The organism is Kribbella antiqua (assembly GCF_004345665.1).
GTDB classification, from domain to species: Bacteria; Actinomycetota; Actinomycetes; order Propionibacteriales; family Kribbellaceae; genus Kribbella; species Kribbella antiqua.
The window spans coordinates 73955-100117 of sequence record NZ_SLWR01000010.1 but is presented as its reverse complement, the minus strand read 5'-3'; the positions used below and the strand labels follow the sequence as shown (position 1 = coordinate 100117).

General features: G+C 67.6%; 24 protein-coding genes, 2 tRNA genes, 1 pseudogene and 1 riboswitch. Of the genes and pseudogenes, 17 read left to right on the top strand and 10 right to left on the bottom strand.

Features of this window, described 5'->3' with window-relative positions:
* Window positions 1–40: 40 nt before the first annotated feature.
* The gene (gene serA / locus EV646_RS26945; RefSeq protein ID WP_132153375.1) at window positions 41–1639 is read left to right on the top strand and encodes a phosphoglycerate dehydrogenase; all 1599 of its coding nucleotides are present in this window, start codon (window positions 41–43) and stop codon (window positions 1637–1639) included.
* A 99-nt stretch (window positions 1640–1738) separates the two neighbouring features.
* On the opposite strand, the gene EV646_RS26940 is transcribed toward serA, so the two are convergent.
* The gene (locus tag EV646_RS26940) at window positions 1739–2305 is read right to left on the bottom strand and encodes an O-methyltransferase (RefSeq protein WP_132153373.1); all 567 of its coding nucleotides are present in this window, start codon (window positions 2303–2305) and stop codon (window positions 1739–1741) included.
* Window positions 2306–2474: 169 nt separating this feature from the next.
* Here EV646_RS26940 and EV646_RS39530 point away from each other — a divergent pair, with 169 nt between their 5' ends.
* The 3 genes from EV646_RS39530 to EV646_RS26930 are packed head-to-tail and all read left to right on the top strand — an operon-like array spanning window position 2475 to window position 4804.
* Complete coding sequence (locus EV646_RS39530) at window positions 2475–2627, top strand: hypothetical protein (RefSeq protein ID WP_199237241.1); 153 nt, start codon at window positions 2475–2477, stop codon at window positions 2625–2627.
* The gene (locus EV646_RS26935) at window positions 2624–3673 is read left to right on the top strand and encodes a 3-isopropylmalate dehydrogenase (RefSeq protein ID WP_132153371.1); all 1050 of its coding nucleotides are present in this window, start codon (window positions 2624–2626) and stop codon (window positions 3671–3673) included. The genes EV646_RS39530 and EV646_RS26935 overlap by 4 nt, the downstream gene beginning before the upstream one ends.
* A 39-nt stretch (window positions 3674–3712) precedes the next feature.
* Entirely contained in the window at window positions 3713–4804 is a 1092-nt protein-coding gene (locus EV646_RS26930; RefSeq protein WP_132153369.1) for a branched-chain amino acid aminotransferase, read from the top strand.
* Here EV646_RS26930 and EV646_RS26925 read toward each other — a convergent pair.
* Window positions 4801–5298 carry a hypothetical protein gene (locus EV646_RS26925; protein ID WP_132153367.1) on the bottom strand — a complete coding sequence of 166 codons (498 nt, stop codon included), beginning with the start codon at window positions 5296–5298 and terminating at the stop codon, window positions 4801–4803. The two genes, EV646_RS26930 and EV646_RS26925, sit on opposite strands and share 4 nt — an antisense overlap.
* Before the next feature lie 102 nt (window positions 5299–5400).
* Between EV646_RS26925 and EV646_RS26920 the strand changes: the two genes are divergently transcribed.
* The 5 genes and pseudogenes from EV646_RS26920 to EV646_RS26900 all read left to right on the top strand — a co-directional run bounded on the left by EV646_RS26920 (window position 5401) and on the right by EV646_RS26900 (window position 9606).
* Complete coding sequence (locus EV646_RS26920) at window positions 5401–5808, top strand: hypothetical protein (protein ID WP_132153365.1); 408 nt, start codon at window positions 5401–5403, stop codon at window positions 5806–5808.
* 250 nt (window positions 5809–6058) lie between these two features.
* Entirely contained in the window at window positions 6059–7648 is a 1590-nt protein-coding gene (gene cimA / locus EV646_RS26915) for a citramalate synthase (protein WP_132153363.1), read from the top strand.
* Between the two features lie 76 nt (window positions 7649–7724).
* On the top strand, window positions 7725–7967 hold the full coding sequence (locus EV646_RS26910) for a hypothetical protein (protein WP_132153361.1): 243 nt from the start codon (window positions 7725–7727) through the stop codon (window positions 7965–7967).
* A 34-nt stretch (window positions 7968–8001) separates the two neighbouring features.
* Window positions 8002–8346 (top strand): annotated as a pseudogene (locus EV646_RS26905) (isochorismatase family protein); the annotation flags it as partial.
* A gap of 66 nt (window positions 8347–8412) precedes the next feature.
* Window positions 8413–9606 carry an alginate lyase family protein gene (locus tag EV646_RS26900; RefSeq protein ID WP_132153357.1) on the top strand — a complete coding sequence of 398 codons (1194 nt, stop codon included), beginning with the start codon at window positions 8413–8415 and terminating at the stop codon, window positions 9604–9606.
* Between the two features lie 84 nt (window positions 9607–9690).
* Here EV646_RS26900 and EV646_RS26895 read toward each other — a convergent pair whose 3' ends face one another.
* The 5 genes from EV646_RS26895 to EV646_RS26875 form a co-directional block, all read right to left on the bottom strand.
* Entirely contained in the window at window positions 9691–11133 is a 1443-nt protein-coding gene (locus tag EV646_RS26895; protein WP_132153355.1) for an outer membrane protein assembly factor BamB family protein, read from the bottom strand.
* A 122-nt stretch (window positions 11134–11255) separates the two neighbouring features.
* On the bottom strand, window positions 11256–12308 hold the full coding sequence (locus tag EV646_RS26890; RefSeq protein WP_241996351.1) for a ribonucleotide-diphosphate reductase subunit beta: 1053 nt from the start codon (window positions 12306–12308) through the stop codon (window positions 11256–11258).
* Entirely contained in the window at window positions 12305–15118 is a 2814-nt protein-coding gene (locus EV646_RS26885) for a ribonucleoside-diphosphate reductase subunit alpha (RefSeq protein ID WP_199237218.1), read from the bottom strand. Before EV646_RS26885 ends, EV646_RS26890 begins: the two co-directional genes overlap by 4 nt.
* A gap of 163 nt (window positions 15119–15281) precedes the next feature.
* A riboswitch (cobalamin riboswitch) is annotated at window positions 15282–15437 on the bottom strand.
* 60 nt (window positions 15438–15497) lie between these two features.
* Window positions 15498–16079: a DinB family protein gene (locus EV646_RS26880; protein WP_132153349.1), complete on the bottom strand. Its 582-nt coding sequence runs from the start codon at window positions 16077–16079 to the stop codon at window positions 15498–15500.
* Window positions 16080–16160: 81 nt separating this feature from the next.
* Complete coding sequence (locus tag EV646_RS26875) at window positions 16161–17435, bottom strand: Fic family protein (RefSeq protein ID WP_241996350.1); 1275 nt, start codon at window positions 17433–17435, stop codon at window positions 16161–16163.
* Window positions 17436–17695: 260 nt separating this feature from the next.
* Here EV646_RS26875 and EV646_RS26870 point away from each other — a divergent pair, with 260 nt between their 5' ends.
* Both EV646_RS26870 and EV646_RS26865 read left to right on the top strand, forming a co-directional pair.
* Entirely contained in the window at window positions 17696–18610 is a 915-nt protein-coding gene (locus EV646_RS26870; RefSeq protein WP_241996349.1) for a class I SAM-dependent methyltransferase, read from the top strand.
* 11 nt (window positions 18611–18621) lie between these two features.
* Complete coding sequence (locus EV646_RS26865) at window positions 18622–19248, top strand: class I SAM-dependent methyltransferase (protein WP_132153348.1); 627 nt, start codon at window positions 18622–18624, stop codon at window positions 19246–19248.
* 116 nt (window positions 19249–19364) lie between these two features.
* On the opposite strand, the gene EV646_RS26860 is transcribed toward EV646_RS26865, so the two are convergent.
* Window positions 19365–20228 carry a 3-methyladenine DNA glycosylase gene (locus EV646_RS26860; RefSeq protein ID WP_132153346.1) on the bottom strand — a complete coding sequence of 288 codons (864 nt, stop codon included), beginning with the start codon at window positions 20226–20228 and terminating at the stop codon, window positions 19365–19367.
* Window positions 20225–20713 (bottom strand): GNAT family N-acetyltransferase, encoded by a 489-nt coding sequence (locus tag EV646_RS26855; RefSeq protein ID WP_132153344.1) that lies wholly within the window; start codon window positions 20711–20713, stop codon window positions 20225–20227. The genes EV646_RS26860 and EV646_RS26855 overlap by 4 nt, the downstream gene beginning before the upstream one ends.
* Before the next feature lie 41 nt (window positions 20714–20754).
* Between EV646_RS26855 and EV646_RS26850 the strand changes: the two genes are divergently transcribed.
* From EV646_RS26850 to EV646_RS26830, 5 genes are all read left to right on the top strand, one after another.
* Window positions 20755–21543: a fumarylacetoacetate hydrolase family protein gene (locus EV646_RS26850; RefSeq protein WP_132153342.1), complete on the top strand. Its 789-nt coding sequence runs from the start codon at window positions 20755–20757 to the stop codon at window positions 21541–21543.
* Window positions 21536–23071, top strand: coding sequence for a glutamate--tRNA ligase (gene gltX / locus EV646_RS26845; RefSeq protein WP_132153340.1), 1536 nt, complete (start codon window positions 21536–21538; stop codon window positions 23069–23071). The genes EV646_RS26850 and gltX overlap by 8 nt, the downstream gene beginning before the upstream one ends.
* Window positions 23072–23968, top strand: a complete 897-nt coding sequence (locus EV646_RS26840; protein ID WP_132153338.1) for a CPBP family intramembrane glutamic endopeptidase — start codon at window positions 23072–23074, stop codon at window positions 23966–23968.
* Between the two features lie 117 nt (window positions 23969–24085).
* Window positions 24086–24157: transfer RNA gene (locus EV646_RS26835), tRNA-Gln, on the top strand.
* Between the two features lie 78 nt (window positions 24158–24235).
* Window positions 24236–24311: transfer RNA gene (locus tag EV646_RS26830), tRNA-Glu, on the top strand.
* A 45-nt stretch (window positions 24312–24356) separates the two neighbouring features.
* On the opposite strand, the gene EV646_RS26825 is transcribed toward EV646_RS26830, so the two are convergent.
* A complete protein-coding gene (locus EV646_RS26825; RefSeq protein ID WP_132153336.1) occupies window positions 24357–25352 on the bottom strand; it encodes a pyridoxamine 5'-phosphate oxidase family protein in 996 nt (331 codons plus the stop codon).
* Window positions 25353–25464: 112 nt separating this feature from the next.
* On the opposite strand from EV646_RS26825, the gene EV646_RS26820 reads away from it, so the two are divergent.
* On the top strand, window positions 25465–26163 hold the full coding sequence (locus EV646_RS26820) for a hemerythrin domain-containing protein (RefSeq protein ID WP_132153334.1): 699 nt from the start codon (window positions 25465–25467) through the stop codon (window positions 26161–26163).

Genomic DNA, 26163 nt, shown 5'->3' with positions numbered 1-26163 from the left:
GTCACATGAGCCCCTACCGCTTCTGCAGGAGACTTCTCCCATGACTGACGTAACCCGGCCCGTCGTCCTGATCGCCGAAGAGCTCAGCCCGGCCACCGTCGAAGCTCTCGGCCCCGATTTCGAGATCCGGCAGACCAACGGCGCCGACCGCGCCGAGCTGCTGCCGGCGATCGCCGACGTCGATGCCATCCTGATCCGGTCCGCCACCAAGGTGGACGCCGAAGCGCTCGCCGCCGCCAAGCGGCTGAAGGTCGTCGCCCGCGCCGGCGTCGGCCTCGACAACGTGGACGTGAAGGCCGCCACCCAGGCGGGCGTGATGGTGGTCAACGCGCCGACCTCTAACATCGTCAGCGCCGCGGAGCTCGCGGTGGCGCTGCTGCTGGCCACCGCGCGCCGGGTCCCGGCCGCCGACCAGTCGCTCAAGAAGGGCGAGTGGAAGCGCAGCAAGTACTCCGGTGTCGAGCTGTTCGAGAAGACCGTCGGCATCGTCGGCCTGGGCAAGATCGGTGTTCTGGTCGCGCAGCGGCTGGCTGCCTTCGGCATGAACGTGATCGCTTACGACCCGTACGTGCAGGCCGGCCGGGCCGCGCAGATGGGCGTCCGCCTCGCGACCCTCGACGAGCTGCTCGCGGTCAGCGACTTCATCTCGGTGCACCTGCCGAAGACCCCGGAGACGATCGGCCTGATCGGCGACGAGGAACTGCACAAGGTCAAGCCCGAGGTCATCATCGTCAACGCGGCCCGCGGCGGCATCGTCGACGAGCAGGCGCTGCACAGCGCGCTCAAGGAGGGCCGGGTCGCCGGCGCCGGCCTGGACGTGTTCGCCACCGAGCCGTGCACCGACTCGCCGCTGTTCGAGTTCGAGAACGTCGTCGCCACCCCGCACCTCGGCGCATCCACCGACGAGGCGCAGGAGAAGGCCGGTATCGCGGTCGCCAAGTCGGTCCGCCTCGCGCTGTCCGGTGAACTCGTGCCGGACGCGGTCAACGTCCAGGGCGGCGTCATCGCCGAGGACGTCCGGCCGGGGATCGCGCTGACCGAGAAGCTCGGCCGGATCTTCACCGCGCTCGCCGGTGGAGTGGCTCAGCAGCTCGACGTGGAGGTTCGCGGCGAGATCACGCAGTACGACGTGAAGGTCCTCGAGCTGGCCGCGCTCAAGGGTGTCTTCGCCGACGTGGTCGAGGACAACGTGTCCTACGTGAACGCGCCGCTGCTGGCGGCCGAGCGAGGCCTCGAGGTCCGGCTCGTCACCGACCACGACAGCCCCGAGCACCGCAACCTGATCACCCTGCGCGGCACCCTCGCCGACGGCGCCCAGGTGTCGGTGTCCGGCACGCTGGTCGGCGTCCGGCAGTCGGAGCGGCTGGTCGAGATCGACGGCTTCGACGTCGAGATCGAGCTGTCGGCACACCTGGCGTTCCTCACCTACGAGGACCGTCCGGGCATCGTCGGCCAGGTCGGCCGCATCCTCGGCGACGCGGACGTGAACATCGCCGGTATGCAGGTCAGCCGGGACCGCAAGGGCGGCAAGGCCCTGGTCGCGCTAGCTGTCGACTCGGCGATCGCCACGGCCGTCCTCGACGACATCGCCACCGCGGTTCAGGCGGATACCGCTCGTACCGTGGACCTGGAAGCCTGATTAAACCGAACGCCTGATTTACTGGAGGCGGTCAGCCGCCCGCAGGCGCATGGCGGCCGACAAGGGCCCGAGCCACCTATGGCTCGGGCCCGCCTTTTCTCAGTGCCTGGTTGCCAGCAGTACGGCGGCGTCCGGCGCCACCATCACCTCGACGGTGGTGAACCGCTTGTCCATCAGCCAGTCCTGCCGCAGCGTGTCCACCCGGCCCTCGTACATCGGCGGCCACACCGCCGACGGCGTGAAGTCGTCCAGTACGACGAACCCGCCTGGCTCGACCACGTCCGCGATGATGTCCCGCGCCGACAGCTTCGCCTCCCGCGCGTCCACGAACAGCAGCGAGAACGGTCCCCGCTCGATCAGCGCGGTCCAGTCCGCCGAGACGACCTCGATCCGCTCGTCGTCGGCGAAGAGTTCCGCCACCACCTTCGCCAGCTGCGGATCGCTCTCCGCGGTGACGATCTGCGATCCCTCCGCGGCACCGCTGCGCAGCCAGGCAGACCCGACGCCGCAGCCGGTCCCGAGCTCACCGAGGAGGCCGGTCTTCGAGGCCGCGAGCGTGGCGAGCAATCGGCCGGTCTCGTTCCGGGTGGAGCTGACGAACCCGCGCCGGCCGGACAGGCTCAGGGCCGCTGATACCAGCGGCGGCAGTTCTGGAGGAGCACTCACCGGCTGAGAGTCGCACAGCTTTGGTCCAGCACTCGCACGCTCATCTCACATCTCGGGATTCAACGCCCACATAGTGGTGAAATAGTCGGACGTCAGAGTAAATTCGCCTCTGTCGTGCCGCCCGCGTCGGCATCTGTCGGCAGACCAACCGGAGAGCACCATGTACGACATGTATCCAGCCAACTGGCCCGCGATCGACGCCCGGGAACGGAAGGCGGCCCGCCGTCGCCGGCCGGCCCGCCGTACTGTCGACTCATCGCCTGAGGTCAAGGCTGCCCAAGAAGCCATCAACCGCGTCTACAACGGAGAACACAAGAAGTGACCGAGCAGAAGAACTTCACGCTGGCCGTCGTTCCCGGTGACGGGATCGGACCCGAGGTGATCGCCGAGGCGCTCAAGGTGCTCGACGCGGTCAGTGCGGTGCACGGCGTGACGTTCGACCGGACCGAGTACGACCTCGGCGCGAAGCGCTGGCACGCCACTGGTGAGACGCTGCCGGACGCCGAACTCGAGGAGATCCGCAAGCACGACGCGATTCTGCTCGGCGCGGTCGGCGACCCGACCGTCCCGTCCGGCGTGCTGGAGCGCGGCCTGCTGCTGAAGCTCCGCTTCACGCTCGACCACTACGTGAACCTGCGCCCGTCGAAGATCTACCCGTCCGTCGGCTCCCCGCTGGCGAACCCGGGCGAGGTCGACTTCGTCGTCGTCCGCGAGGGCACCGAGGGCCCGTACACCGGCAACGGCGGCGCCCTGCGCGTCGGCACGCCGGCCGAGATTGCCACCGAGGTCTCCGTCAACACGGCGTACGGCGTGGAGCGGGTCGTCCGGGACGCGTTCGCCCGGGCCCAGGCGCGGCCGCGCAAGAAGCTCACGCTGGTGCACAAGAACAACGTGCTCGTGCACGCCGGCCACCTGTGGAAGCGGACCGTCGACGCGGTCGCCGCGGAGTTCCCCGACATCACCGTCGACTACCTGCACGTGGACGCGGCGACCATCTTCCTGGTCACCGACCCGGCGCGCTTCGACGTGATCGTCACCGACAACCTGTTCGGCGACATCATCACCGACCTGGCCGCCGCGATCAGCGGTGGGATCGGGCTGGCCGCGAGCGCCAACATCAACCCGGACCGGACCGCGCCGAGCATGTTCGAGCCCGTGCACGGCTCCGCGCCGGACATCGCCGGCCAGCAGAAGGCCGACCCGACGGCCGCGATCCTGTCCGCCGCGCTGCTGCTCGACCACCTCGGCCTGACCGAGGCCGCCGCCGCCATCGAGGCGGCCGTCACCGCGGACATCGAGGAGCGCACCGGAGCGGTCCGGACCACCGCCGAGATCGGCGACGCGATCGCCAAGCGCGCGGCAGGCTGAGGCTCGCATGACCACCAGGCCTAGAGGTACGGTGCGCTCATGAGCGCCGATCTGCAGTTCACCGTTGAGCCAACCACCCAACCGGCCAGCGACGACCAGCGCGCCGCGATCCTGGCGAACCCGGGATTCGGGCAGTACTTCTCCGACCACATGGCGATCGCCACGTGGACCAAAGAGAACGGCTGGCACGACGCGAAGATCACCGCCTTCGGACCGCTGGAGCTGTCTCCGGCGACCGCGGTGTTCCACTACGCCCAGACCATCTTCGAGGGGATGAAGGCCTACCGGCATCCCGACGACTCGATCCAGATGTTCCGCCCCGAGGCCAACGCGGCCCGGTTCGCGAAGTCCGCGCGCCGGCTCGCCCTGCCGGAGCTGCCCGAAGAGGCGTTCCTGGACTCGCTGCGGAAGCTGGTCGAGCTCGACCGGGCCTGGGTGCCCGGTGGCGGCGAGACCTCGCTCTACCTGCGCCCGTTCATGTTCGGTTCGGACCCGTTCCTCGGCGTCCGCCCGTCGGCCCAGGTCACGTACTGCGTGATCACGTCGCCGGCCGGCTCCTACTTCCCCGGAGGCGTGAAGCCGGTCCGGATCTGGCTGAGCGAGGACTACACCCGCGCGGCCCCCGGCGGCACCGGCGCGGCGAAGACCGGCGGCAATTACGCCTCCTCGCTGCTCGCCCAGGCCGAGGCGATCGAGCAGGGCTGCGACCAGGTCGCCTTCCTCGACGCGGTCGAGAAGAAGTGGGTCGAGGAACTCGGCGGGATGAACCTGTACTTCGTCCTCGACGACAACTCCGTCGTCACGCCGGAGCTGTCCGGCACCATCCTCGAGGGCGTCACCCGCGACTCGATCCTCAAGCTCGTCACCGACCTCGGCTACCACGTCACCGAGCGCAAGATCTCGATCGACGAGTGGCGCGACGGGGCAGCATCGGGCAAGGTCCGCGAGGTGTTCGCCTGCGGCACGGCCGCGGTGATCACCCCGGTCGCCTCGCTGAAGTGGCACAGCGGCGAGGTCCAGGTAGCCGACGGCAACGGTGGCCCGGTCACCGCCGCGGTCCGCAACGCCCTCCTGGACGTCCAGTACGGCCGCGCCGCCGACCCCCACGGCTGGATGACCAAGATCTGCTAGCCAGCGCGCGTCGTCGTCCGGGCAACTCCCGCGACGACGACCGCGAGCAACCACAATCCAAGGGCAACAGTCGGTGCACCGGTCCAATCCACGTGCACCGACTCGTCCTTCTCCGGCTGGTTCACCACGACCATAAAGGTGACCACCAGTCCGGCGATCCCGGCCACCAGTGCGAACACCGTCTCCGGCGCGGTCACCAGCAACCCCAGTGCCAGCAGCAGATACAGCAGGAACAGAACGGTGCCCAAGGCACCCATCGGGGAGTCGCTCCCTGGCGTGAGACCGAACAGGCTGATCCCGCTGTAGATCCTCGTCCCCGCCCGGGCGTACTCACTCCGGGTGGTCAGCCAGGTCGGCGCGAGCGTGACCAGCAAGGCCAGCCCGATCGCGAACCCCATCAGCCGGAACTGCAGCCGTCTGAGCTCCCCGCTGGGCCGGAAGAGCGCCGTACGAACGTCGTCCTCGAAGTCGTCACGGCGGTCGGCCTCGCTCACTGGAGATTCCCTTCTGAAGCAGTTGTTTTCAGCATCTTTTCAGGTGTGGGTTGTGGACGGATGGTCGCCGTCCGGCTTCGGAGTTCGGTAGGGTCGGGGCCCATGAGCAGCTTCCCGGACGACGTCGAGGCCTACTACGCGGAGCTCGGCGAGCGGCGCGGCTGGTCACCCGAGACGGTGCGTGCCATCCGTGCGACCGTCGAGCTGATCCGGGATCTGGATCGTGGCACCGCTCCACGCACGTACGGGGCGCTCGCCGACGACGACGGCACCGACTGGCTCTACGAGGCCGTCTGGCACGAGCGTGAGTGGGTCGTAGTCCGCCAGCTCGGCGTGCGGGAGGACGGCGAGGTCACCAAGTACTGGTGGCAGCGGCTCGAGGACGACGAGGGCATCCTCACCGACCAGGCCCTGGACCGCGACGAGTGGGGCCTGCGTCCCCTCACCCGCGACGACTTCTACACCGCCTGGGACGACCCAGGCTGGTCCCTCACCAGCCTCACTGCGTAAGAGGACTCCAGATGACGCGGCAGTACTGGTCGGCGTACTGGATGTTCGTGATGCGAGACGATTCCGCCACCGTATGGACATTGTGTGGCAGACTGCCGAATGTCATGAAGAACTACCGGGGCATTATTCCCTAGGCGCGCTCAGCAAGCTGTACCTGAGCGCGCAGACCTCTCGCACCTTGCGGGAGGTTTTTTGTTTGCCCCGTTCATCACCACAGATCACCGCAGCCCCTCCTCCCGGAAGGCCCACCATGAGCATCTCGGACGAGTTCCACGTCTACGACACGACTCTGCGCGACGGCGCGCAGCAGGAGGGGCTGGCGCTGTCCGTGGCCGACAAGATCGCCATCGCGCAGCACCTGGACGAGCTGGGGGTCGGGTTCATCGAGGGTGGCTGGCCGGGAGCGGTGCCCAAGGACACCGAGTTCTTCGAGCGGGCCCGGACCGAGCTGCACCTGCGCAACGCGACATTCGCCGCCTTCGGCGCGACGTGCAAGCCTTCCGCTGTCGCCGCCGACGATCCGCAGGTCGCCGCCCTCCGTGACTCCGGCGCCGGCGTCGTCACCCTCGTTGCCAAGAGCCACGACGCCCACGTCGAACGAGCCTTGCGTACGACGCTCGACGAGAACCTCCGCATGGTCGCCGACACCGTCCGGCACCTGCGCGAGAACGGCCAGCGGGTCTTCCTCGACACCGAGCACTTCTTCGACGGCTACCGGGCCAACCGCGCGTACGCCCTCGAGGTAGTCCGGGTAGCGACCGAAGCCGGCGCCGACGTGGTCGCGTTGTGCGACACCAACGGCGGGACGCTGCCCCGGGAGCTGCAGGACATCGTCCGCGACGTCCTGGACAACACCGGCGCACGACTCGGCATCCACTGTCACAACGACGCCGGCTGCGCGGTGGCGAACTCGATCGCCGCCGTCGAGGCCGGCGTCACGCACGTCCAGGGCACCATCAACGGGTACGGCGAGCGCACCGGCAACGCCGACCTGCTCGCGATCGTCGCCAACCTCGAGCTCAAGCGGGAGATGGAACTGCTCCCGCCGGGCCGGCTGGCCGAGTCGTTCCGGATCGCCCACGCGATCGCCGAAGTGACGAACGTGCCGCCGTCGACCCGGCAGCCGTACGTCGGTGTGTCCGCCTTCGCCCACAAGGCAGGGCTGCACGCCAGCGCCATCAAGGTGGATCCCGACCTCTACCAGCACACGGATCCGGCCCTGGTGGGCAACGACATGCGAATGCTGGTCTCCGAGATGGCCGGCCGGGCCAGCGTCGAGCTGAAGGGCCGTGAGCTCGGGTTCGACCTCGGCAGCGACCGCGAGCTGGTCAGCCGGGTGACCGACCGGGTCAAGGAGATGGAGGCCCGCGGCTACACCTTCGAGGCCGCCGACGCGTCGTTCTCGCTGCTGCTGACCGAGGAGGTCACCGGGAAGCGGGCCAGCTTCTTCGACGTCGAGTCGTGGCGGGTGATCACCGAGTCCCGCGCCGACGGCGAGGCAGTCTCGGAGTCGACCGTGAAGCTGGTCGCCGGCGGCGAACGGGAGATCGTCACCGGCGAGGGCAACGGCCCGGTCAACGCCCTCGACCACGCGCTGCGGACGGCGATCGAGCGCGCGTACCCGGTGGTGAACAAGTTCGAGCTGGTCGACTACAAGGTCCGCATCCTCGACCAGGGCCACGGGACGGATGCTGTAATCAGAGTCCTGATCGAGACCGCCGACGGCGAAGGCTCCTGGGTCACGGTCGGCGTCGGGCACAACATCGTCGAAGCCTCCTGGGAAGCCCTGGTCGACGGCTACACCTACGGCCTCCTCCGCCACAAGGAGGTCGCCCGATGAGCGAGAGGAGCGAGCTCATGATCGAGCACAGTGCGCCTCGTGTCTCATCCGCGCCCGGAGCGAAGCGAGGACGTGGATGAGCATCGCCACCGTTGAACGCACGCTCACGGTGTTCACCGCAACTGTGGTCGAGACCACCGGGCTGCTGGCGCGCATCGCCGTACTGCTGAATCCGTACGACGTCCGCGAGCTCTCGCTGTCCCTGGACGACGGGATGCTCCGGATCGTCGTCGAGGGCAACGGCTTCGACGCCGGCCGCGTCGCCGCCCGCCTGGAAAAGATCGTCGGCGTCCTGGAGGTCTCGGCCGCAGTCAGCTGAGCCCGTGGGTAGATAGACAGTCTGTGAACCACACTCCACTGCCGACGTGGTTCGTCGTACGGCGGAGCTTGCGGATGCCTTCCGGAAACGGGAGTTGCCGGTGGTCCTGGTTCAGGTCGGCTTCAGCGCCGACGGTGCAGATCGCGTGCCGGGTCGAGTTGAGCAGGCAACCCGCTCCACCGGTACGCCGCCTCCCAACGCGACCAACATCGTCGACGAACTGGCCGGGTACCCCGAGGACATCGTTGTGACCAAGCGAAACTGGGGCGCCTTCTATGGAACGGATCTCGACGATCAGTTGGGCCGTCGCGGCATCACCCACTTCCCCCGGCTAGGCGAAACCGGTATCTCGGCAGATGTCCTCGAATTGCTGAGTTAGGCAGGTTTACTAACAACCGCATCGTGGGTAGCTTCCTGGTCACCCCGCCCTCTGGAGGCCGCCACGATGCGACTGCAACGCCCACTCCTCATTCCCCTCATCACCGCCCTCGTCGCCGGGTTCGCCGTACTGGTCCCGGCCAGTCCCGGCGCCGCCGCGCCACCGAAGCCCCCGGCCGGATTCGTCCATCCCGGGGTGCTGGTCGACAAGGCGCAACTCGACTTCGCCCGCCAGCAGGTCCAGGCCGGAGCCCAACCGCAGAAGGCGGCGTACGACGCGATGAAAGCGAGCACGTACGCCGCCATCGACTACACCCCGATGCCTCGTGCCATCGTCGAGTGCGGCTCGAACTCGATCCCGAACTACGGCTGCACGGACGAACGCAACGACGCGCTCGCGGCCTATACCGACGCATTGATCTGGTACATCGATCGCGACCCCCGGTACGCCCGGAAGGCGATCGAGATCATGGATGCCTGGTCCGCCGTACTGCAGGATCACGTCAACACGAACGCTCCGCTGCAGACCGGCTGGTCCGGCGCCTCCTGGTCGCGTGCCGGTGAGCTGATCAAGCACACATTTCCTGGTGAATGGGTGCAGCGCGGCCGGTTCGAGACGATGCTGCGCGACGTCTACCTGCCGGAGATCCGCAACGGCGCCGGCTGCAAGAACGGCAACTGGGAAATGATCATGATGGACGCGATGATCGGCATCGCCGTGTTCCTCGACGATCGCGCCGACTTCGATCAGGCGATCAACATCTGGCGCGGCCGGCTGCCCGGCTATGTCTACGAGAAGAGTGACGGCCCTTACCCGAAGGCGGCGTCCACCTGCCCGCTGGACACCCGGCAGGAGATCGTCGACTACTGGCAGGGACAGGAGGTCTTCTCCGACGGACTCGCGCAGGAGACCTGCCGCGACTTCGGCCACACCGGCTGGGGCCTGACCGCCGCCACCCAGGTCGCCGAGACCGCCTGGCATCAAGGAGTCAACCTGTACGCCGAGGGGAAGGACCGGCTGATGGACGGCTACGCCTTCCACACTCAGTATGAGACCGGTACGCCGATACCGGCGAACCTCTGCGGCGGAACCGTGAAGCTAGGGCTCGGCCCCGTCACTGAAGTTGTCTACAACCACTACCACAACCGCCTCGGCCTGCCGATGCCGACAACCCTCGCCTACACCGAAAGCAAACGACCGATGGGCGCCAACTACTTCTTCGCCTGGGAGACGTTGACGCACGCCAACAACCCCCGCTAACCAGGTGTGGTGCGCGCTGCCGGATGGCAGCGCGCACCATAGCTACTGGCCGCCGCGAACGGTGGATTGGCTGAGAAGGGGCCGCTAGTCCTTCTGGAGCGCGACGATTCGTCTTCCCGACCGAAAGAGCCTGCCGGCCGTTTCGAAGGAACCGCGGCCTCCGGCCGTCGGCATGGAGACCTGACCCTGGGCGGCGCCGTCGTCGATCAGCGTATAGCGAGTGCTTTCGGCACCCACCGCGTCGGCGACAGAGGTTTGTGCGACCGCCGTATCGTCGGACAGTTGCTCGATCTGCAGATCGACCGGGCGGCCGCGCCCCTCCAGGCTCACCAGTTCGCCGGTGACCGTGTCGGCCACGGCCTCTGCCTCGAGCTTGCTCTCATAGTCGCGTTTCTCGACCACGACATAGCGGCCGCTGACTCGGCCGTCGAACCAGTTCACGGACCAGTCGTCCTTGAACTCCACCTCTCGAAGGTGCCCGTTCCCAGGATTGATGTAGACGGCTTTGTTGCCGTAGAGCGCCCGCGCTTGACCGTCGATGACGTCCAGCACCTCGGTGACGCTGCCCCTGACGAACGGGCTCACCCAGGATCGGCCGCCGGCAAGCGCGGTTCCCTTGGCTGCGCGACGTGCCTCGTCGTAGCCGAACTCGACGAAGGTCTTTCCCGCGATCGCGAAATCGCTGCTCTTGGGGTGGACCGCTGCCGCCACCCGGCCGGTGCGCGCGTCGAGAACCGCCACCGGCCGACCCGACGTGTTCGGCCCGCCGTCGACAGCGATCCAGTCGGAGCGCGGCACCCAGCGCCTCGGGTTGTAGCCGCTCTGACCGCCTGACCCCGCGGTCGCTCCACCGGGGTGCGTCCAGAGCTTCTTACCCGTCCGCAGATCGAACCCTGTCGTCGTAGCGTCGCTGCTGAACACGATCACGTTGTCGTTCGCGGTGAAGGGCTGTTGGTCTGGCATGTCCTGCTGCCACTTGGTCTTGCCGTCGGCGATCGAGATGACCGCCGCCTTGGAGTCATCGTCGAAGAGGAGCAGGGAGTCCTCTCCCAGTTGCTTCCAGTCGGCCCTGCCTGAGCTGAAGAAGCTGCTCGTCCACACCTCGCGACCATCAGTGGTCGCTCGGCCTCGCAACGCATGGGTGCCGCGGTCCAGCGTGACCGCGATGCCGTCGTGGGCCGCGACCAGGCTCACGCCTTCGTCGACCGTCCATCCGTGCGGCGCGATCGGCGGGATCCGGACCACGAGTACTCCGGCGACGATCACCGCGACAGCGGCAACCGCCGCGCCGATCCGCTGTACGGTACTGAGCTGTCGTGACACAACGGTGAGCGCGACGGCCGCGATCACCAGCGCGGCGATCCACGCGATCCATCCCCAATCGAGGACGACGGTCAGTATGCCGACGACAACGGCAACTCCGAGGACGACGAACGCCGCGATGGTTCGCCGGCGTGCTCGCTGCTGTCTGCCCTTGGCGATGTCTTCGGCCAGGCTGAACTCGAGACCGGGGAGAGCGTCAGGCATTCAGGTCCTCGCTTGGGCGGTGATGGACCGCAAGCATGTCAAACAACGGGGCCCACGGCCGCCGCCGGCCCGACGGCGCTAGACCGTCAGGCCGGGAGCACGGTTCGCCCGGCCGCGGAACCTCAGTCCCAGGTGAGGCCGCTGGACGACTGGTATTCGATGACTCTGGTCTCGAAGAAGTTCTTCTCCTTCTTCAGGTCCATGACTTCGGACATCCAGCCGAACGGGTTGCGGGTCTCGCCGAAGATCGGGGCGAGGCCGATCTGTTCGGCGCGGCGGTCGGTGATGAAGTGCATGTACTGCTCGCACAGCTCCGCGGTCAGTCCGAGCATGCCGTTCGGCATCGTCGCCCGGCCGTACGCGACCTCGAGCTCACACGCCTCGGTCAGCATCTGCCGCACCTCGCCCTGGAACGCAGCCGTCCAGAGGTGCGGGTTCTCCTGCTTGATCTGGTTGATGCAGTCGATGCCGAAGTTCAGGTGGATCGACTCGTCGCGCAGGATGTACTGGTACTGCTCGGCGATCCCCACCATCTTGTTCCGCCGGCCGAGCGACAGGATCTGCGCGAACCCGGTGTAGAACCACATCCCCTCGAACACCACGTAGAACGCGATCAGGTCCCGCAGGAACGCCGTGTCCGCCTCCGGTGTCCCGGTGTGGAAGTCCGGGTCCTCCAGATGCTGGGTGTACTTCAGCGCCCAGGCGTCCTTGTCCGAGATCGACGGCACCTCGCGGTACATGTTGAACAACTCGCCCTCGTCCAGGCCGAGCGACGTACAGATGTATTGGAAGGTGTGCGTGTGCACTGCCTCCTCGAACGCCTGGCGGAGCAGGTACTGCCGGCATTCGGGGTTGGTCAGCTGCCGATAGACGGCCAGCACGATGTTGTTCGCGACCAGGGACTCCGCGGTGGCGAAGAAGCCGAGGTTGCGCTTCAGCATCAGCCGCTCGTCGTCGGTCAGGCCGTCTCGTGACTTCCACAGCGCGATGTCGGCCTGCATCGACACCTCGGTCGGCATCCAGTGGTTGTTGCACCCGGCAAGGTATTTCTCCCAGGCCCACTGGTACTTCAGCGGCAGCAGTTGGTTGACGTCCGCGCATGCGTTGATCATCGCCTTGTCGGCGACCTCGACCCTGCTTGCCCCGACGGAGATCTCACCCAATCCGGTAGTCACTGGCACGCCTCGCAATCCGGGTCGTCGATCGCACACACGGCACCGGTCGGCTCAGGGAGGCTCACAGGTACGGCGTTCAGCCGCCCGTCGGTGCCTTTCAAAGTGGACTTCTCCACGTGAGTCGCTGACTGGGAACGTAGGTAATAAGTCGTTTTGAGGCCATGACGCCAAGCCGACCGATAGAGCTCGTCCAGCGCTCGGCCAGAGGGCGCGGACATGTAGAGGTTCAGCGACTGTGCCTGGTCGATCCACTTCTGCCGTCGCGACGCCGCCTTCACCAGCCACATCGGGTCGATCTCGAACGCCGTGGCGTACAGCTCGCGCAAGTCCGCCGGGATCCGCTCGATACCGGCGAGCACGCCGTCGTGGTACTTCAGATCCGACACCATCACCTGATCCCACAGCCCGCGCGCCTTCAGATCGGCGACCAGGTAGGGGTTCGCGACCGTGAACTCACCCGACATGTTCGACTTCACGAACAGGTTGCTGTACGTCGGCTCGATCGACTGGCTGACCCCGCAGATGTTGGAGATCGTCGCGGTCGGCGCGATCGCCATCACATTGGAGTTGCGCATGCCATCGCGTCGCACCTTGGCACGCAGCGCTTCCCAGTCGAGTTGCTTGCCCTCGTCAACGATCAGGTCGCCGTCCCGGGCGGTCCGGAGCAGGTCGATCGAGTCGATCGGCAGAATGCCCTGGCTCCACAGCGAACCGTCGTACGTCTCGTAGTGTCCTCGCTCGGCGGCCAGGTCGCTGGACGCCTCGATCGCGTAGTAGCTGAGCTGCTCCATCGAGCGGTCGGCGAAGTCGACGGAGGCGTCCGACGTGTACGGGATGCGCTGTGTGAACAGCGCGTCGGCGAAGCCCATCAGGCCGAGGCTGATCGGGCGGTGCCGCAGGTTCGAGCGCTCGGACTCGGGCGTGGTGTAGAAGTTCACGTCAATTGTGTTGTCGAGCATCCGGACAGCGGCGTGCACGGTGTCGCGGAGCAGCTCGGCATCGAGCCCCTGCGGAGTCACGTGCGCGACCAGGTTCACCGAGCCGAGGTTGCAGACCGCGACCTCGTCGAGCGTCGTGTTGAGCGTGATCTCGGTGCACAGGTTCGATGAGTGAACGACACCAGCGTGTTGCTGTGGCGACCGCAGGTTGCAGGCGTCCTTGAAGGTGATCCACGGATGCCCGGTCTCGAACAGCACGGTCAGCATCCGCCGCCACAGGTCGACGGCCCGGACCCGCTTGAACATCCTGATCTCGCCGCGGTCCGCCGCTTCTTCGTAGCCACGGTAGGCCTCGGCGAACTTCGCGCCGTACAAGTCGTGAAGCTCGGGGACTTCGTCGGGCGAGAAGAGCGTCCACTCGCCGTCGGCCTCGACCCGGTGCATGAACAGGTCCGGCACCCAGTTCGCCGTGTTCATGTCGTGCGTACGGCGTCGTTCGTCGCCGGTGTTCTTGCGCAGGTCGAGGAACTCCTCGATGTCGATGTGCCAGGTCTCCAGGTAGGCACACACCGCGCCCTTACGTTTTCCACCCTGATTGACCGCGACGGCGGTGTCGTTGGCGATCTTGAGGAACGGTACGACGCCCTGCGACTCACCGTTGGTGCCGCGGATCCGGGCGCCGATGCCGCGCACCGGAGTCCAGTCGTTGCCGAGGCCGCCGGAGTACTTGGCGAGCAGGGCGTTGTTGCGGATGCCGGTGAAGATGCCGGCCAGGTCGTCCTCGACGGTGGTGAGGAAGCACGCCGACAGCTGCGGCCGGGTGGTGCCGGAGTTGAACAGGATCGGCGTCGACGCCATGAACCGGAACGAGCTGAGCACCTCGTAGAACTCGATGGCCTTGGCCTCGCGGTCGTCCTCGCGCAGCGCCATCCCCATCGCGACCCGGAGGAACAGGGCCTGCGGCAACTCGAACCGCACCTTGTCGATGTGCAGCAGATACCGGTCGTAGAGCGTCTGCAGGCCGAGGAACGCGAAGTCGAGGTCGCGCTCCGGCCGGATCGCCGCGGCCAGTCTGGCCAGGTCGAACTCGGCCAGCCTCGGATCGAGCTGCCCGGCCTCGATGCCGAGCTGCACATAGCGCGGGAAGTAGTCCGCGTACGCCGTTGCCATGTCAGCCTGGCTCGCTTGCCGCGGCTCGCCGTGGACGCGGCCGAGCGCCTCACGGCGGATCTGGTCCAGCAACAGGCGAGCGGCGGCGAACCTGTACTGCGGCTCGGTCTCGACGTACGACCGGGCAGCCATCACCAGGGCGAGCTCCACCTCGTGCTGGGCGATGCCGTCGTAACAGGAGCCGATGGTCTCGTCGAGGATCTGCTCGGGATCGACCGCGTCGAGGCCGTCGGCGGCCTCCGCGATGATGACCCGCAACCGGTCGACGTCGAGCGGCGCCGCGCTGCCGTCGGCCGCACGGACGGTGATCGCCGGCTTCGCGGTGACACCCGCAGGATCGGCAGGAGTGCGGGCCTTGGTGCGTTCCTCGCGGTAGAGGACGTACGCGCGGGCGACCTGGTGCTCACCGGCGCGCATCAGGGCCAGCTCGACCTGATCCTGGATGTCCTCGACCTGAACACTGCGTCGCGCGTCTCCGCGACTGGTCAGGGCGTCGGCGACCCGGCCGGTCAGGTCGGCCACCAGGTCCCGGACCCGGTGGGTGGTGGCGGCGTCGGCGCCCTCGACGGCGAGGAACGCCTTGGTCATGGCGACGGAGATCTTGGTCTGGTCGAAGGCGGTGCTGCTGCCGTCACGTCGTACGACGGTCAATTGGATCGGTTGCTCCGCTGTCTGATGGACAGCTTGGGAGGCGATGGTCACAGAAGCTCTCTCCACACAAGTCGGAAGGGCCGCGACCGGGCGTCCCGCGCCAAGGCAGGGGACACCGCGCGAGCGGGGCGCATGACGGGACCGGCAGCTCCGGCCGGGACAGCTGCCGTCACGCCCTGCGACCCACCCGCGAGGTCTCGGACCGCGCGCACCGGCGGTGCGCGCGCCGGTGGCAGGTATCCGGGCTTGCGGAGGCCTTCCGCTCACCGTTGCGGGGCAGCTCCGGATTCGCACCGGATTCCCCTGTTGCCTCGAAGCGGCCCACATCTTGTGGTGCCGACCGCTCCGAACCACCAGCAGTAGTGATGCTAGGTGGACACTCCTACATCTTGTGGTAGCGCCACGCCGCGTGTCGCACATCTTGTGTCCCTCACGCGGCCGTCGCGTACAGATCCTGGAGCGTCATGATCTCCGAGCCGTGATGGATGAGCTCGCGGTTGAGACGGAGGGCGACGTGGCCGAATGGTTCGGACGCGTCCAGCTCGGTTGCCTGGCTGAGGCCGACCGTCATCAGTTGCTCCTCGCTGAGGCCGGCGATCGACTCCTGCCAGGCGTCGACCCAGTGGGTCAGCCAGGCGACCGCGTCTCGCGCGTTGCCGTGCAGGGTGATGTCGGCGCGCCCCTGCCGGCTCTCGCCGAAGGTCCACTCCCAGCGCTCGAAGAACATCTCGGTCAGATGCGCGATCAGCCAGGCGATTGTCCGTGGCCCACGATGATCCGGCTCGTTCGGCCACTGCGCGACCCATTCGCCGGATCCGAGCAATCGGAACCGGCTGCCGTCACGGCGCCGTACGACGGTCAGCGCCTCGCGGCTCGGCTGCCAGAAGTACTGCTCGTCGGTCAGCTGCGCGAGCCGGCCGGACAACACCATCCAGCTGAAGCCGAGCTGCCCCCTGACCATCGCGAGCGCCGACGGGCGGTGCAGGATCTCCCAGTCGAACGGCTCCGGCATCACTTTCCCCACGCTCCCCGGACGGATTTGGACAGATCGTCGAACATGTGTTCGAATTCTGTCTCGAGCGGGAGGAGAAAGTCAATGTGCTCGGCGTGTTGGTTCTGGTCTTGGCGGCACTGGTCTGCTAGGTGGTTCGACCCTGGTGTCGGCGGCCGGGCTGGCGAACCGCCGTTCCAGCAAGGTGAAGGCGTCGATCAGTTCGGGCGCCTCGTAGACGCGGTTGCGGCGGCCGTCGGTGACCTCGCGCAGGACGCCGACCTCGACCAGCCGGGCGAGCGCCTGGTTGGCGGCCTGCTGCGACCTGGCGATCAGTCGCGCCGCAGCGCCCAGAGTGAGCACCGGCGCCGCCGGCAATGTCTCGATCAACAGTTCCACTGCCGACCCGGCGCGGACAGGCTCGGCCCGCTCGCGCCAGGCGGTCTTGAGTTCGGCCGCGGTCCGCTCGAACCGGGCTGCCTCTGCCGTCGCGTGGCTGCAAGCGGTCGCGAACATCAACAGCCATTCGTTCGCCGCCGCGCGGGCGCGTGGGCTGGTCGGCTTGCCGGTGTAGCGGAACGCGGTGAGCGCCTCGATGTACTGCGTCGCGTGCGTGGCGAGCGAGAGCGACACCGGTGGCACGGTCCGCTCGACCAGGCCTTCGGCGCGCAGGATCAAGTGGATCAGCGCCCGCCCGGTCCGGCCGTTGCCGTCGGCAAAGGGATGGATCGTCTCGAACTGCGCGTGCGCGATCGCGGTTTTCGCCAGCACCGGCAGGCTGGACTCGCGCACGAAGGACATCAGATCCGCCAGGAGATCGGGGATCAGTTGCGCCGGCGGCGGGACGTAGTACGCCTCGGCGGGGGAGCGGCCGCCGATCCAGTTCTGCAGGTAGCGGATCTCCCCGCCGAACTCGGGCGCCGGCGAATGCGCCATCAGTCGTCGATGCGCCTCGAGCAGATGCTCGACCTCGAGCTTGTCGCCGGCCTGAACGGACTCGGTCACCCACGTCATCGCGTCGACCGCGCCGAGCACCTCCTCGGCGGTCACGTCGTGCTGCCGTTCCCCCAGCGCCTCCGCTTTGAGCAATCGCCGCGCCCCGACAACCAGCCCCTCGATCTGCGACGACCCCACCGCCTCGGCGCGCAAGAGCAGCCGCGCGAGCGCCTCGCTGTTCGTCAGTACGGCGGCCGTCGCGTCTAGCCGGCCGAGATCCCCGGCGGCGTCCTCCAACGCGGCCAGCACTTCGTCGCTCAAGTCGAACACCCGCCCGACCAGCGGATCCGGGAAGTACAACTCGTACGACCCGCCCAACCGCTCCGCCCGGGTGAATCCGTCCGGATGCCCAGGCCACCGATGCAACTCAACCCGCGCCATGTCACCACCTCTTGTTCAAGCTTACTCCATAACCTTGAACAAGACGCTGCCGAGTCAAAGGCTGAGAAGAGATGCGTTCGTGATTACGCAGCGTCGCGATCTGCGGTATTGTCACACGGAGTAACGCGCCGGGGGCACGACCGAGAGGTCGGCGGCGCGCACTCATCTGAACCGTTTCCGAGGGGGAATCGTGACGCAGCACCAGGAGCAGCCTGCCCAATTCCGGCCGCCGCGCCGCGACTGTGGGTGAGGACGAGTAGATGAGCATGAGTGCCGAGGTGTGGACCCAGGGTTGGGCAGACTGGGCCCAGGCTGAACGTGGACTGACGGAGGCGCCGGTGACGTTGGACGCGGATGCGCTGCGGATGGTGGCGGCCAATGAGGCGGACTGGGATGCGCGGGCGCCGTTGCATGCGGCGAGCCAGTTCTACGATCGACCGGCCGAGTACTGGTTCGCCGACTACGAGTGGGAAGACCTGGGCTCGCTCGAGGGTCGCGACGTGCTGCACCTGCAGTGCCACCTCGGTACCGAGACCATCGCGTTCGCCCGCCGCGGTGCCCGTGCGACGGGTCTCGACCTGTCCGCCAAGTCGCTCGACGAAGCGCGCCTGATCGCCTCCGACGCCGGCCTGGACGTCGAGTACGTCCATGCCAATGTGTACGACGCCGGAGAAGCGCTGCAGGGTCGCCAGTTCGACATCGTCTACACCGGCAAGGGCGCGCTCTGCTATCTGCCCGACCTGAAAGCCTGGGCCGAGGTCGTCCGCAACCTCCTCAAGCCCGGCGGTGCCTTGTACATCGTCGAGTTCCACCCACTCCTCAACGCGCTCCGTCCCGTCGCGCTCCCAGGCGAGACCGACGACCTCACCATCCGCACCGACTATCTCGAAGGCCGAGGTCCCCTCGCCCACGACTCCACCGTCACCTACACCGGCGACGAGGTCCCAGGCCGCCAGCGCAGCTACGAATGGCGCCACGGCCTAGGCGAACTCGTCACCACCCTCGCCCAAGCCGGCCTTCACATCAGCAGCCTGCGCGAGTCCGAAGTGCTCCAATGGCCCCGCTGGCCATCGATGCGGCAGACCCCCGAAGGCTGGTGGACCCTCCCCGACGAGGCCCCGCGCGTACCGCTGCTGTTCGCCCTCAAAGCCACCAAGGCCACCAAAGCCGCCTAGGAGCAAGCCGCATGACGACTCGCGCGCAGCGTGAGAGCGACCTCATCACCTACTACACGAACGAGGTCGAGGCTCGCGTCAGCCGGGAGCTGCCGGACTTCAGAGTCGATCGGCGTACGACGTACGTGGACCAGCTGCATCGTGACGGTCGTCGCACGGCAGTCGAGATCGGTTGCGGACCCGGCCGGGACGGCGAAGCGTTCGCCGCGGCCGGACTTACCTACACCGGTGTCGATCTCGCGCCGGCAAGCGTCGAGGCCTGCCGCCGACTCGGCCTGGACGCGTGCGTCGGCTCCGCGCTGGACCTGCCGTTCGACGACGCGACCTTCGACGCCGGCTGGACGATGAGCACGCTGCTGCACGTCGCGGACGACGACCTCGGCAAAGCACTCGAGGAGATCGTCCGGGTTCTCAAGCCCGGTGCACCATTGGCGATCGGCCTGTGGGGCGACAAGGTCGGCGGCGAGCGCGAATGGAACGACGGCACCGACTTCGGCCCGCCCCGCTTCTTCAGCATCCGCACCGACGAAGCGATCCAAGAGGCCCTAGCGCAGCACGGCACCGTCGACGAGTGGCTGACCTGGCAGGCCGACGGCCCGATGCACTACCAGTGGGCGGTCATCCGCACAAAGCGCTAGATGTTGATGTGCGAGCCCATGATCACGACGCGATCGCGGGGCAGGCCGAAGTAATCGGCCGCATCGGCGGTGATGCCGGACGTCGCCACGAAGAGACGTCCCGTGTGCCTGCGATGTCACCGGGGCATTGAAGCATGCAAGCGGTCACACAGCTCCACGAGTCGGTGCCGCAACGGCCGCGCGCGGGCGGCGAAGCCACGCTGCGCGGCGGCGTACTCCGCCTTGCCCGCTGGAGTTTCGATCCGTACGGCGGTGTAGCCGAGCCCGGCCAGATCGTACGGCGACGCACGCATGTCGAGCGTACGAATGTCCCGAGCCAGCTCGAAGCAGTCCAGCACCAATTCGCTGGGAGTAAAGGGCATCAGCTTGCACGCCCACTTGTACAGATCCATGTTGGCGTGCAGGCAACCGCCCTGCTCCAGCACAGGCTGGGACTCACGGGTCGGCTGCAACACGTTCAAAGGACGCGCGGCGGAAGTGAAGAAGCGGAAGGCGTCGAAGTGCGAGCAGGCGACCTTGTGCGACTCGACGACCCGATCGGTGCCCTCGACACCTAGTCGCAACGGCCAGGCCTGATGCCGTACGTCGGCTGTCCGGTAGACCATCGCCCACTCGTGCAGCCCGAAACACCCGAACTGCGGCTGCCGATCCGCCGTCGCCGCGAGCAACCGCCGGATCCACTGAATACTGTCGGCCCGGCGCTCGACCTCCGCCGGATCCACCGACGCAGCGCCGTCGACATACCGGTAGCCGCGCCGACCGTCGTACTCAGTAGCCCCGAGCAACCGGACGCCAGGGCCGGGATGCCAGACGCGGAGCTGATTCGGGCGGGTCGGGTAGTAGGTGAAGAGGAAGTCCTCGACCGGATGCGGTTCGCGCCGCTTCCGCCGCTCCATGTGATCAGCCAGCAACAGGTCGACACGGGTCCGATGGGCCGTCTTGTACGACGTCCATTCGGCGGGGCTGAGCGTGATGGTCACAGGTCCAGAGCAAAGGCGTACAGGTCGACGCCAGGGATCGGGGACCAGTCACGCGCAGGCAGCCGGATGAAGCCGAGGCGTTCGTAGATGCGGTGCGCCGTCGTCATGTACGACGCGCTGGACATCACCAGACGGGCCAGCCCGAGCTCCCGCGAACGCTCGACGCACTTCACCGTCAATGCGGTCCCGACACCCAGCCCACGCGCCCGCGAGGAGACACCGAGCATCCGGAACTCGCCCTCGTCGTCCTCGGCGATCTCCCGGTAGACCGAGCCACGTGGACAGTAAGTAACTGTGCCGAGCAGTTCCGTAGCGTTCGCCGCGACCCACAGCTCGGCCTTGGCGGCACGGTCCGCCGCGTTCCGCAGGGTCAGCGCATAGTCGGAGCCGGCCGGCAGGAAGCCGTCGTACGCGTACGCCTCCACGACGAGGTCGCCCACCGCGTCGTACTCGGTTGGCAGCGCCGGCCGGATCTGTACAGTCACCGGATAACTGTCTCATCCCCAGCCGACGGTAGGCTCGGCCCGTGCGTATCGCCAGATTCTCCGTGGACGACGAACCGAAGTACGGCGTCGTCGAGACCGACGACCCCGAGGGACTCGCCGGCACCGTTTCCGTGCTCGACTCGGACCCGCTCTACCGGCCGGTCCAGTTCACCGGGGAGAAGCTGCAGCTGGCCGACGTCCGGCTGCTGGCGCCGGTGATCCCACGCAGCAAGGTCGTCTGTGTCGGCCGCAACTACCAGGCTCACGCCGAGGAGCTCGGCAACGAGGTCCCCAAGGAGCCGATGATCTTCCTGAAGCCGAACACGTCGGTGATCGGCCCGCACGACGGCATCGTCTACCCGGAGCAGACCAACGACCTGCACTTCGAGGGCGAGCTGGCGATCGTGATCGGCCGGATCTGCCGCGACGTACCCAAGGAGCGGGTCAACGAGGTGATCTTCGGCTACACCGTGGCCAACGACGTCACCGCCCGCGACCTGCAGAAGACCGACGGCCAGTGGGCCCGGGCCAAGGGGTACGACACGTTCTGCCCGCTCGGCCCGTGGATCACGACCGAGCTGGACGTGTCCGACGTACGGGTGACCACAGAAGTGAACGGCGAGCCGAAGCAGGACGGGCGGACCTCGCAGTTCATCTTCGGCATCCCGGAGGTGCTGGCCTACATCACCTCCTTCACCACGCTGCTGCCCGGCGACGTGGTGCTCACCGGCACCCCGGCGGGTGTCGGCCCGATGCTGCCCGGCGACGAGGTCTCGGTCAGCATCGAAGGAATCGGAACTCTGACGAACAAGGTGATCGTGCGTGACTGACCGGCCTGCCGCTGCTTCCTTCGACGACGACGGCGGCGTTCTTGGCGGCCTCGAACCGAACCAGGTGAGGGTGCGGTTCCCACCGTCCCCGACCGGCCTGCTGACGGTCGGCAACATCCGCAGCGCCCTGTTCAACTGGGCGTTCGCCCGCCACTACGGCGGCAAGCTGGTGCTCCGGATCGAGGACACCGACCAGTCCCGGAACACTCCCGAAGCGCTGCAGTACACACTGGAGTCGCTCCGCTGGCTCGGCCTGAACTGGGATGAGGGCCCCGAGGTCGGCGGCGAGTTCGGCCCCTACCTGCAGTCCGAGCGGATGGACCTGTACGCCGACGTCGTCACCAAGCTGCTGGATGCCGGCAAGGCCTACCACTGCTACTGCTCCCAGGAGGAGCTCGACCAGCGCCGCGAGGCCGCTCGCACCGCCGGCCAGCACAGCGGGTACGACGGTCACTGCCGCAACCTCACCGAGGAGCAGATCCAGGCGTACGTCGACGAGGGCCGCCGACCGGTGGTCCGGCTGCGGATGCCCGACCGCCCGATCGTGTTCGACGACCTGGTCCGCGGCGAGATCACCTTCCTGCCCGAGAACCTCGGCGACTACGTTCTAGTCCGCGCGAACGGCTATCCGCTCTACCCGCTGGTGAACCCGGTCGACGACGCGCTGATGGAGATCACCCACGTCCTGCGCGGCGAGGACCTGCTGCCTTCGACGCCGCGTCAGATCGCGCTCTACGAGGCGCTGGCCGAGATCGGTATCGGCAACGGCCGCACGCCCCGATTCGGCCACCTGCCGTTCGTGATGGGCGAGGGCAACAAGAAGCTGTCCAAGCGCGACCCGGGCTCCGGCCTCGGCGAGTACATGGAGCGCGGCTTCCTGCCCGAGGGCCTGCTGAACTACCTGGCCCTGCTCGGCTGGTCGATTGCCGAGGACCGCGACGTGTTCACCATGGATGAGATGATCGAGGCCTTCGACATCCGCAAGGTGAACGCGAATGCGGCCCGCTTCGACCCGAAGAAGTGCGAGGCGATCAACGCGGCGCACATGCGGCTGCTGCCCGCAGATGAGTTCGCCCAGCGGATGATCCCCTTCCTGGCCAAGGCCGGTGTGCTGCCGGTCGAGCCGTCGGCGGACCAGCTCGCCGTACTGCGGGCCGCCGTACCGCTGGTGCAGGAGCGGATGAACACGCTGTCGGAGTCGGTCGACATGCTCGGGTTCCTGTTCGTCGACGAGGCCGCGTTCGCGCTCGATCCGGATGCCGCGGCGAAGGTGCTGACCGGCGACGCGGGCGCCGTACTGGAGGCGTCGGCCAAGGCGCTGACGGACGTCGAGTGGACGACCGAGGCGATCGAGGCGGCGCTGCGGGAGGCGCTGATCGACGGGCTCGGGCTGAAGCCGAAGAACGCGTTCGGGCCGGTCCGGGTGGCGATCTCGGGGCGGCGGATCTCGCCGCCGCTGTTCGAGTCGCTGGAGCTGCTCGGCCGGGAGAAGTCGCTGCACCGGCTCAACCAGGCCCGGGCCGAGTAAATGGCACTGCCGTACCACCGGCTGCTGCGGAACGAGGTCTCTCCGCGCGGGTACGTCATCCTCGGGGCGTTCGCGATCCTGACCGGCTGGATGGTCGCCAGTGTGGTGATCCTGTCCGTGCAGCGGGCGATCCGGACGGACCCCGAGGGCACCATGTCCTGGTTCGGGCTGCTGGCGACGAACTTGTCGCTGGTCGTGCTGATCCCGCTGAGCATGGTTGTCGCGCGCTACCTCAACCGGCAGGCGCCGGGGCTTTTGTCATCGGTGGTCGCGCGGTTGCGGTGGCGGCCGCTGGCGTGGTTCGGGGTGGCGGCGCTGGTGCTCGAGCTGGTGATGCTCGGAGTGATCAAGGTCGGGGGCGTCGAGCTCTTGGGCGACGGCGGCACCGGGGTCGCGCCGGACGTGGCCGGGGTGATCGCTGTCACGCTGCTGACGTCGACCTTCCAGGCGGCGGGGGAGGAGTACTTCTTCCGCGGTTACCTGCTGCAGGCGGTCGGTGCGCTGGTGCGGAGCTCGGTGGTGGCGGTGCTCGTCACCACCGTGCTGTTCACGATGGCGCATGGGATCTGGCCCTGGCAGAGCCCGGCGCTGTTCCTGGATCGGTTCGCCTTCGGACTGGTCGCCGGCTTCCTCGTCGTACGTACTGGCGGCTTGGAGGCGTCGATCGCGGCGCATGCGGCGAACAACGTGGTGACGTTCGTCTTCGCGGCGCTGACGAACAGCGTCGGGGCCAGTCTGGGGGCGAAGGACGCGCCGTGGTCGCTGGTGACGGTGGACGTGGTGAAGTTCGCGGCGTTCGGCGCGGTCGCGGTCTGGCTGGCGCGGCGAGCGAAGCTGGCGACGGTCTGCGACCTGCCGTTGGTGGCTGCCGAGTTGCCGGGCAAGAGGCTGGTGTGACAGGAGTGACATCGCGCCACCGGGACCCCGTTTTGGTTTCTCGGGGTTTGCTCGGGTAGGCTCAGCGGGCCAGGTTGTGAGGGCGGAGACAAACTCACAGCAGCAGTGAAATGCCTTTGGGGTATGGGGTAATTGGCAGCCCGACTGATTCTGGTTCAGTTAGTCTAGGTTCGAGTCCTAGTACCCCAGCGGATTGGACCGCGCCGATGGAAATCGGTAGAGTTCAACCTCGTTGCCCGGTCCGGAAGGACCGGTCGACAACCCTCTGGCCCCGTTGTGTAGCGGCCTAGCACGCCGCCCTCTCAAGGCGGTAGCGCGGGTTCGAATCCCGTCGGGGCTACCAGAGAAGAAGGCCTCCCACTCTTCGGAGCGGGAGGCCTTTCTTGCGTCAGCCGGCCGGTCGTCGTACGACGGGAACCGGCTGGTGGCGGCGAGCGGCCTCGTGGCTGAGGCGCGGCGTGAGAGCCCGGCCGCTGGCCAGGAACGTGCGCAGCTGGCCGAAGCGCCCGGTCGGAAGGCTGAAGTCCGCGAGCGCTCGGTCTACCCGGACGTGTACGCCGTCCGCAGTGGGTGTCGCGGTGCCGACGAATGCGGCGTTCTGCTGGCCGGTGAACTGTTCGGGATGCGCGTGGAACGTCAGGCAAGCCCGGCCACTGGCGGCCGCACCGAGAGCACCGGTGCGCACCACGAAGCCGTCGTCCACCCGCTCGACTCCCAGCGACCGCAGCGGCAGCGGCCAGCCATCAGCGTCGCGAACGGTCAGCACCGGGTTGCCAAGCTGCATCGCGCGATCCGCTCCCGGGCGCCAGTCGGCGGGCGGCGCAGCCCACGGCGGGGGAGCGGCGCCCTCCGGCGCCGGATCGGACGGCGGTGCGGCCGTGCCGGCGGATGCCTCCCAGCGGAGCGGATCCGTGTCGAGCCGACCACCCGGCCACCACAGGATCTTCAGCGGAGTGACCTCGATCCACAGCCGGGACCAGTACCACTTCTGCTGCCGTACGACGAACCACGGCTGCCCCGCCACGGTCTCCGGCAGCTTCTCCAGCACGCGGCGTACATACAGATCGGTGTTGGCCTGCAGGTCGGCATCTCGTACGGTCGCCAGTCCCTGGACCAGCACAACTGGTGCATCGCTTAGGCCCGAACCGGTCGGGTCGGAGAACAACAGAGCCACGCGCGGATCCCGCCGGGCACGCTCCGCCTTGGCCGGATACGTAAGCCCGGTGCTGACGTCGATCGTGGCCGCACCGGGGTCGTAGTACGGCGTGAGCGGCCACGTGATCGGTGCACCGGAGCGGGTGAGTGACGCGTACTCACAGGTGAGGGCCCGCTCGAGGGTCGGCATGACGGCCGTTGGCCAGAGCGAGACGGACAGCGTATTCATGGAAGGTTCCCCTTGGATCGAGTGATGCGATGAGCATCAACTCGGCCGCTTGGGGGCGGCTTGGGGTCGGGACCACAAGTGGTTTCCAAGTGGACGGGTCGACCGTAAGGCCATGAATACTGAACTGATGTTGCCGGGGCAGGCTGCGGCTCCGCCCGGGCCGGTGGATCTCACCTCAATGTACGTGATGCACCATGCGTTTCGCCGTGACCTGGCCGCCTTCAAAGCCGCCGTGGTCGGTACGCCGCTCGAGGACCGCACCACGTGGAAGGCACTCGCCGCCCGGTGGGGCAAGTTCGTCGAGATCCTGCACAAGCACCACACGGGTGAGGACGACGCTCTGTGGCCTCTCCTCATGTCCAGGGCGGACGCCGCCGACCGGGAGACGCTGGAGGCGATGGAGGGCGAGCATGCCGAGATCGACCCGCTGCTGTCGGCTTGTACGGCGGGATTCGACCGGCTGGCGTCGTACGCCGATGCCGACGCACGGGACGCGTTGGAGGTGCGGGTGGTCGCACTCGGCGAGCACCTGGCACGGCATCTGGCTCACGAGGAGTGCGACGCCCTCGCCCTGGTGCAGCGCTACCTGGTCAACGACGACTGGCTTCGACTCGAGAAGGAGACATTCCAACCGGCGTACGGTCCGCGGGACATCCCGTTCGTCGCGTCGTGGGCGCTGCATGAGCTACCGGCCGAACAGTTCCGTCACGTGCGCGACTCGATGGCAGGTCGTCCGATGGAACTGGTCTGGCGGCTCTTCTGGCGACGGCCCTTCGAGCGCCGCGAGCGCCGTGCGTTCCGCTACGTGTGA

Excerpts from the sequence above, each read along its gene's own strand:
- serA (WP_132153375.1), top strand. The coding sequence starts at position 41 with ATGACTGACGTAACCCGGCCCGTCGTCCTGATCGCCGAAGAGCTCAGC.
- EV646_RS39530 (WP_199237241.1), top strand. The coding sequence starts at position 2,475 with ATGTATCCAGCCAACTGGCCCGCGATCGACGCCCGGGAACGGAAGGCG.
- EV646_RS26930 (WP_132153369.1), top strand. The coding sequence starts at position 3,713 with ATGAGCGCCGATCTGCAGTTCACCGTTGAGCCAACCACCCAACCGGCC.
- EV646_RS26920 (WP_132153365.1), top strand. The coding sequence starts at position 5,401 with ATGAGCAGCTTCCCGGACGACGTCGAGGCCTACTACGCGGAGCTCGGC.
- cimA (WP_132153363.1), top strand. The coding sequence starts at position 6,059 with ATGAGCATCTCGGACGAGTTCCACGTCTACGACACGACTCTGCGCGAC.
- EV646_RS26910 (WP_132153361.1), top strand. The coding sequence starts at position 7,725 with ATGAGCATCGCCACCGTTGAACGCACGCTCACGGTGTTCACCGCAACT.
- EV646_RS26900 (WP_132153357.1), top strand. The coding sequence starts at position 8,413 with ATGCGACTGCAACGCCCACTCCTCATTCCCCTCATCACCGCCCTCGTC.
- EV646_RS26895 (WP_132153355.1), bottom strand. The coding sequence starts at position 11,133 with ATGCCTGACGCTCTCCCCGGTCTCGAGTTCAGCCTGGCCGAAGACATC.
- EV646_RS26880 (WP_132153349.1), bottom strand. The coding sequence starts at position 16,079 with ATGCCGGAGCCGTTCGACTGGGAGATCCTGCACCGCCCGTCGGCGCTC.
- EV646_RS26875 (WP_241996350.1), bottom strand. The coding sequence starts at position 17,435 with ATGGCGCGGGTTGAGTTGCATCGGTGGCCTGGGCATCCGGACGGATTC.
- EV646_RS26870 (WP_241996349.1), top strand. The coding sequence starts at position 17,696 with ATGAGCATGAGTGCCGAGGTGTGGACCCAGGGTTGGGCAGACTGGGCC.
- EV646_RS26865 (WP_132153348.1), top strand. The coding sequence starts at position 18,622 with ATGACGACTCGCGCGCAGCGTGAGAGCGACCTCATCACCTACTACACG.
- EV646_RS26840 (WP_132153338.1), top strand. The coding sequence starts at position 23,072 with ATGGCACTGCCGTACCACCGGCTGCTGCGGAACGAGGTCTCTCCGCGC.
- EV646_RS26825 (WP_132153336.1), bottom strand. The coding sequence starts at position 25,352 with ATGAATACGCTGTCCGTCTCGCTCTGGCCAACGGCCGTCATGCCGACC.
- EV646_RS26820 (WP_132153334.1), top strand. The coding sequence starts at position 25,465 with ATGAATACTGAACTGATGTTGCCGGGGCAGGCTGCGGCTCCGCCCGGG.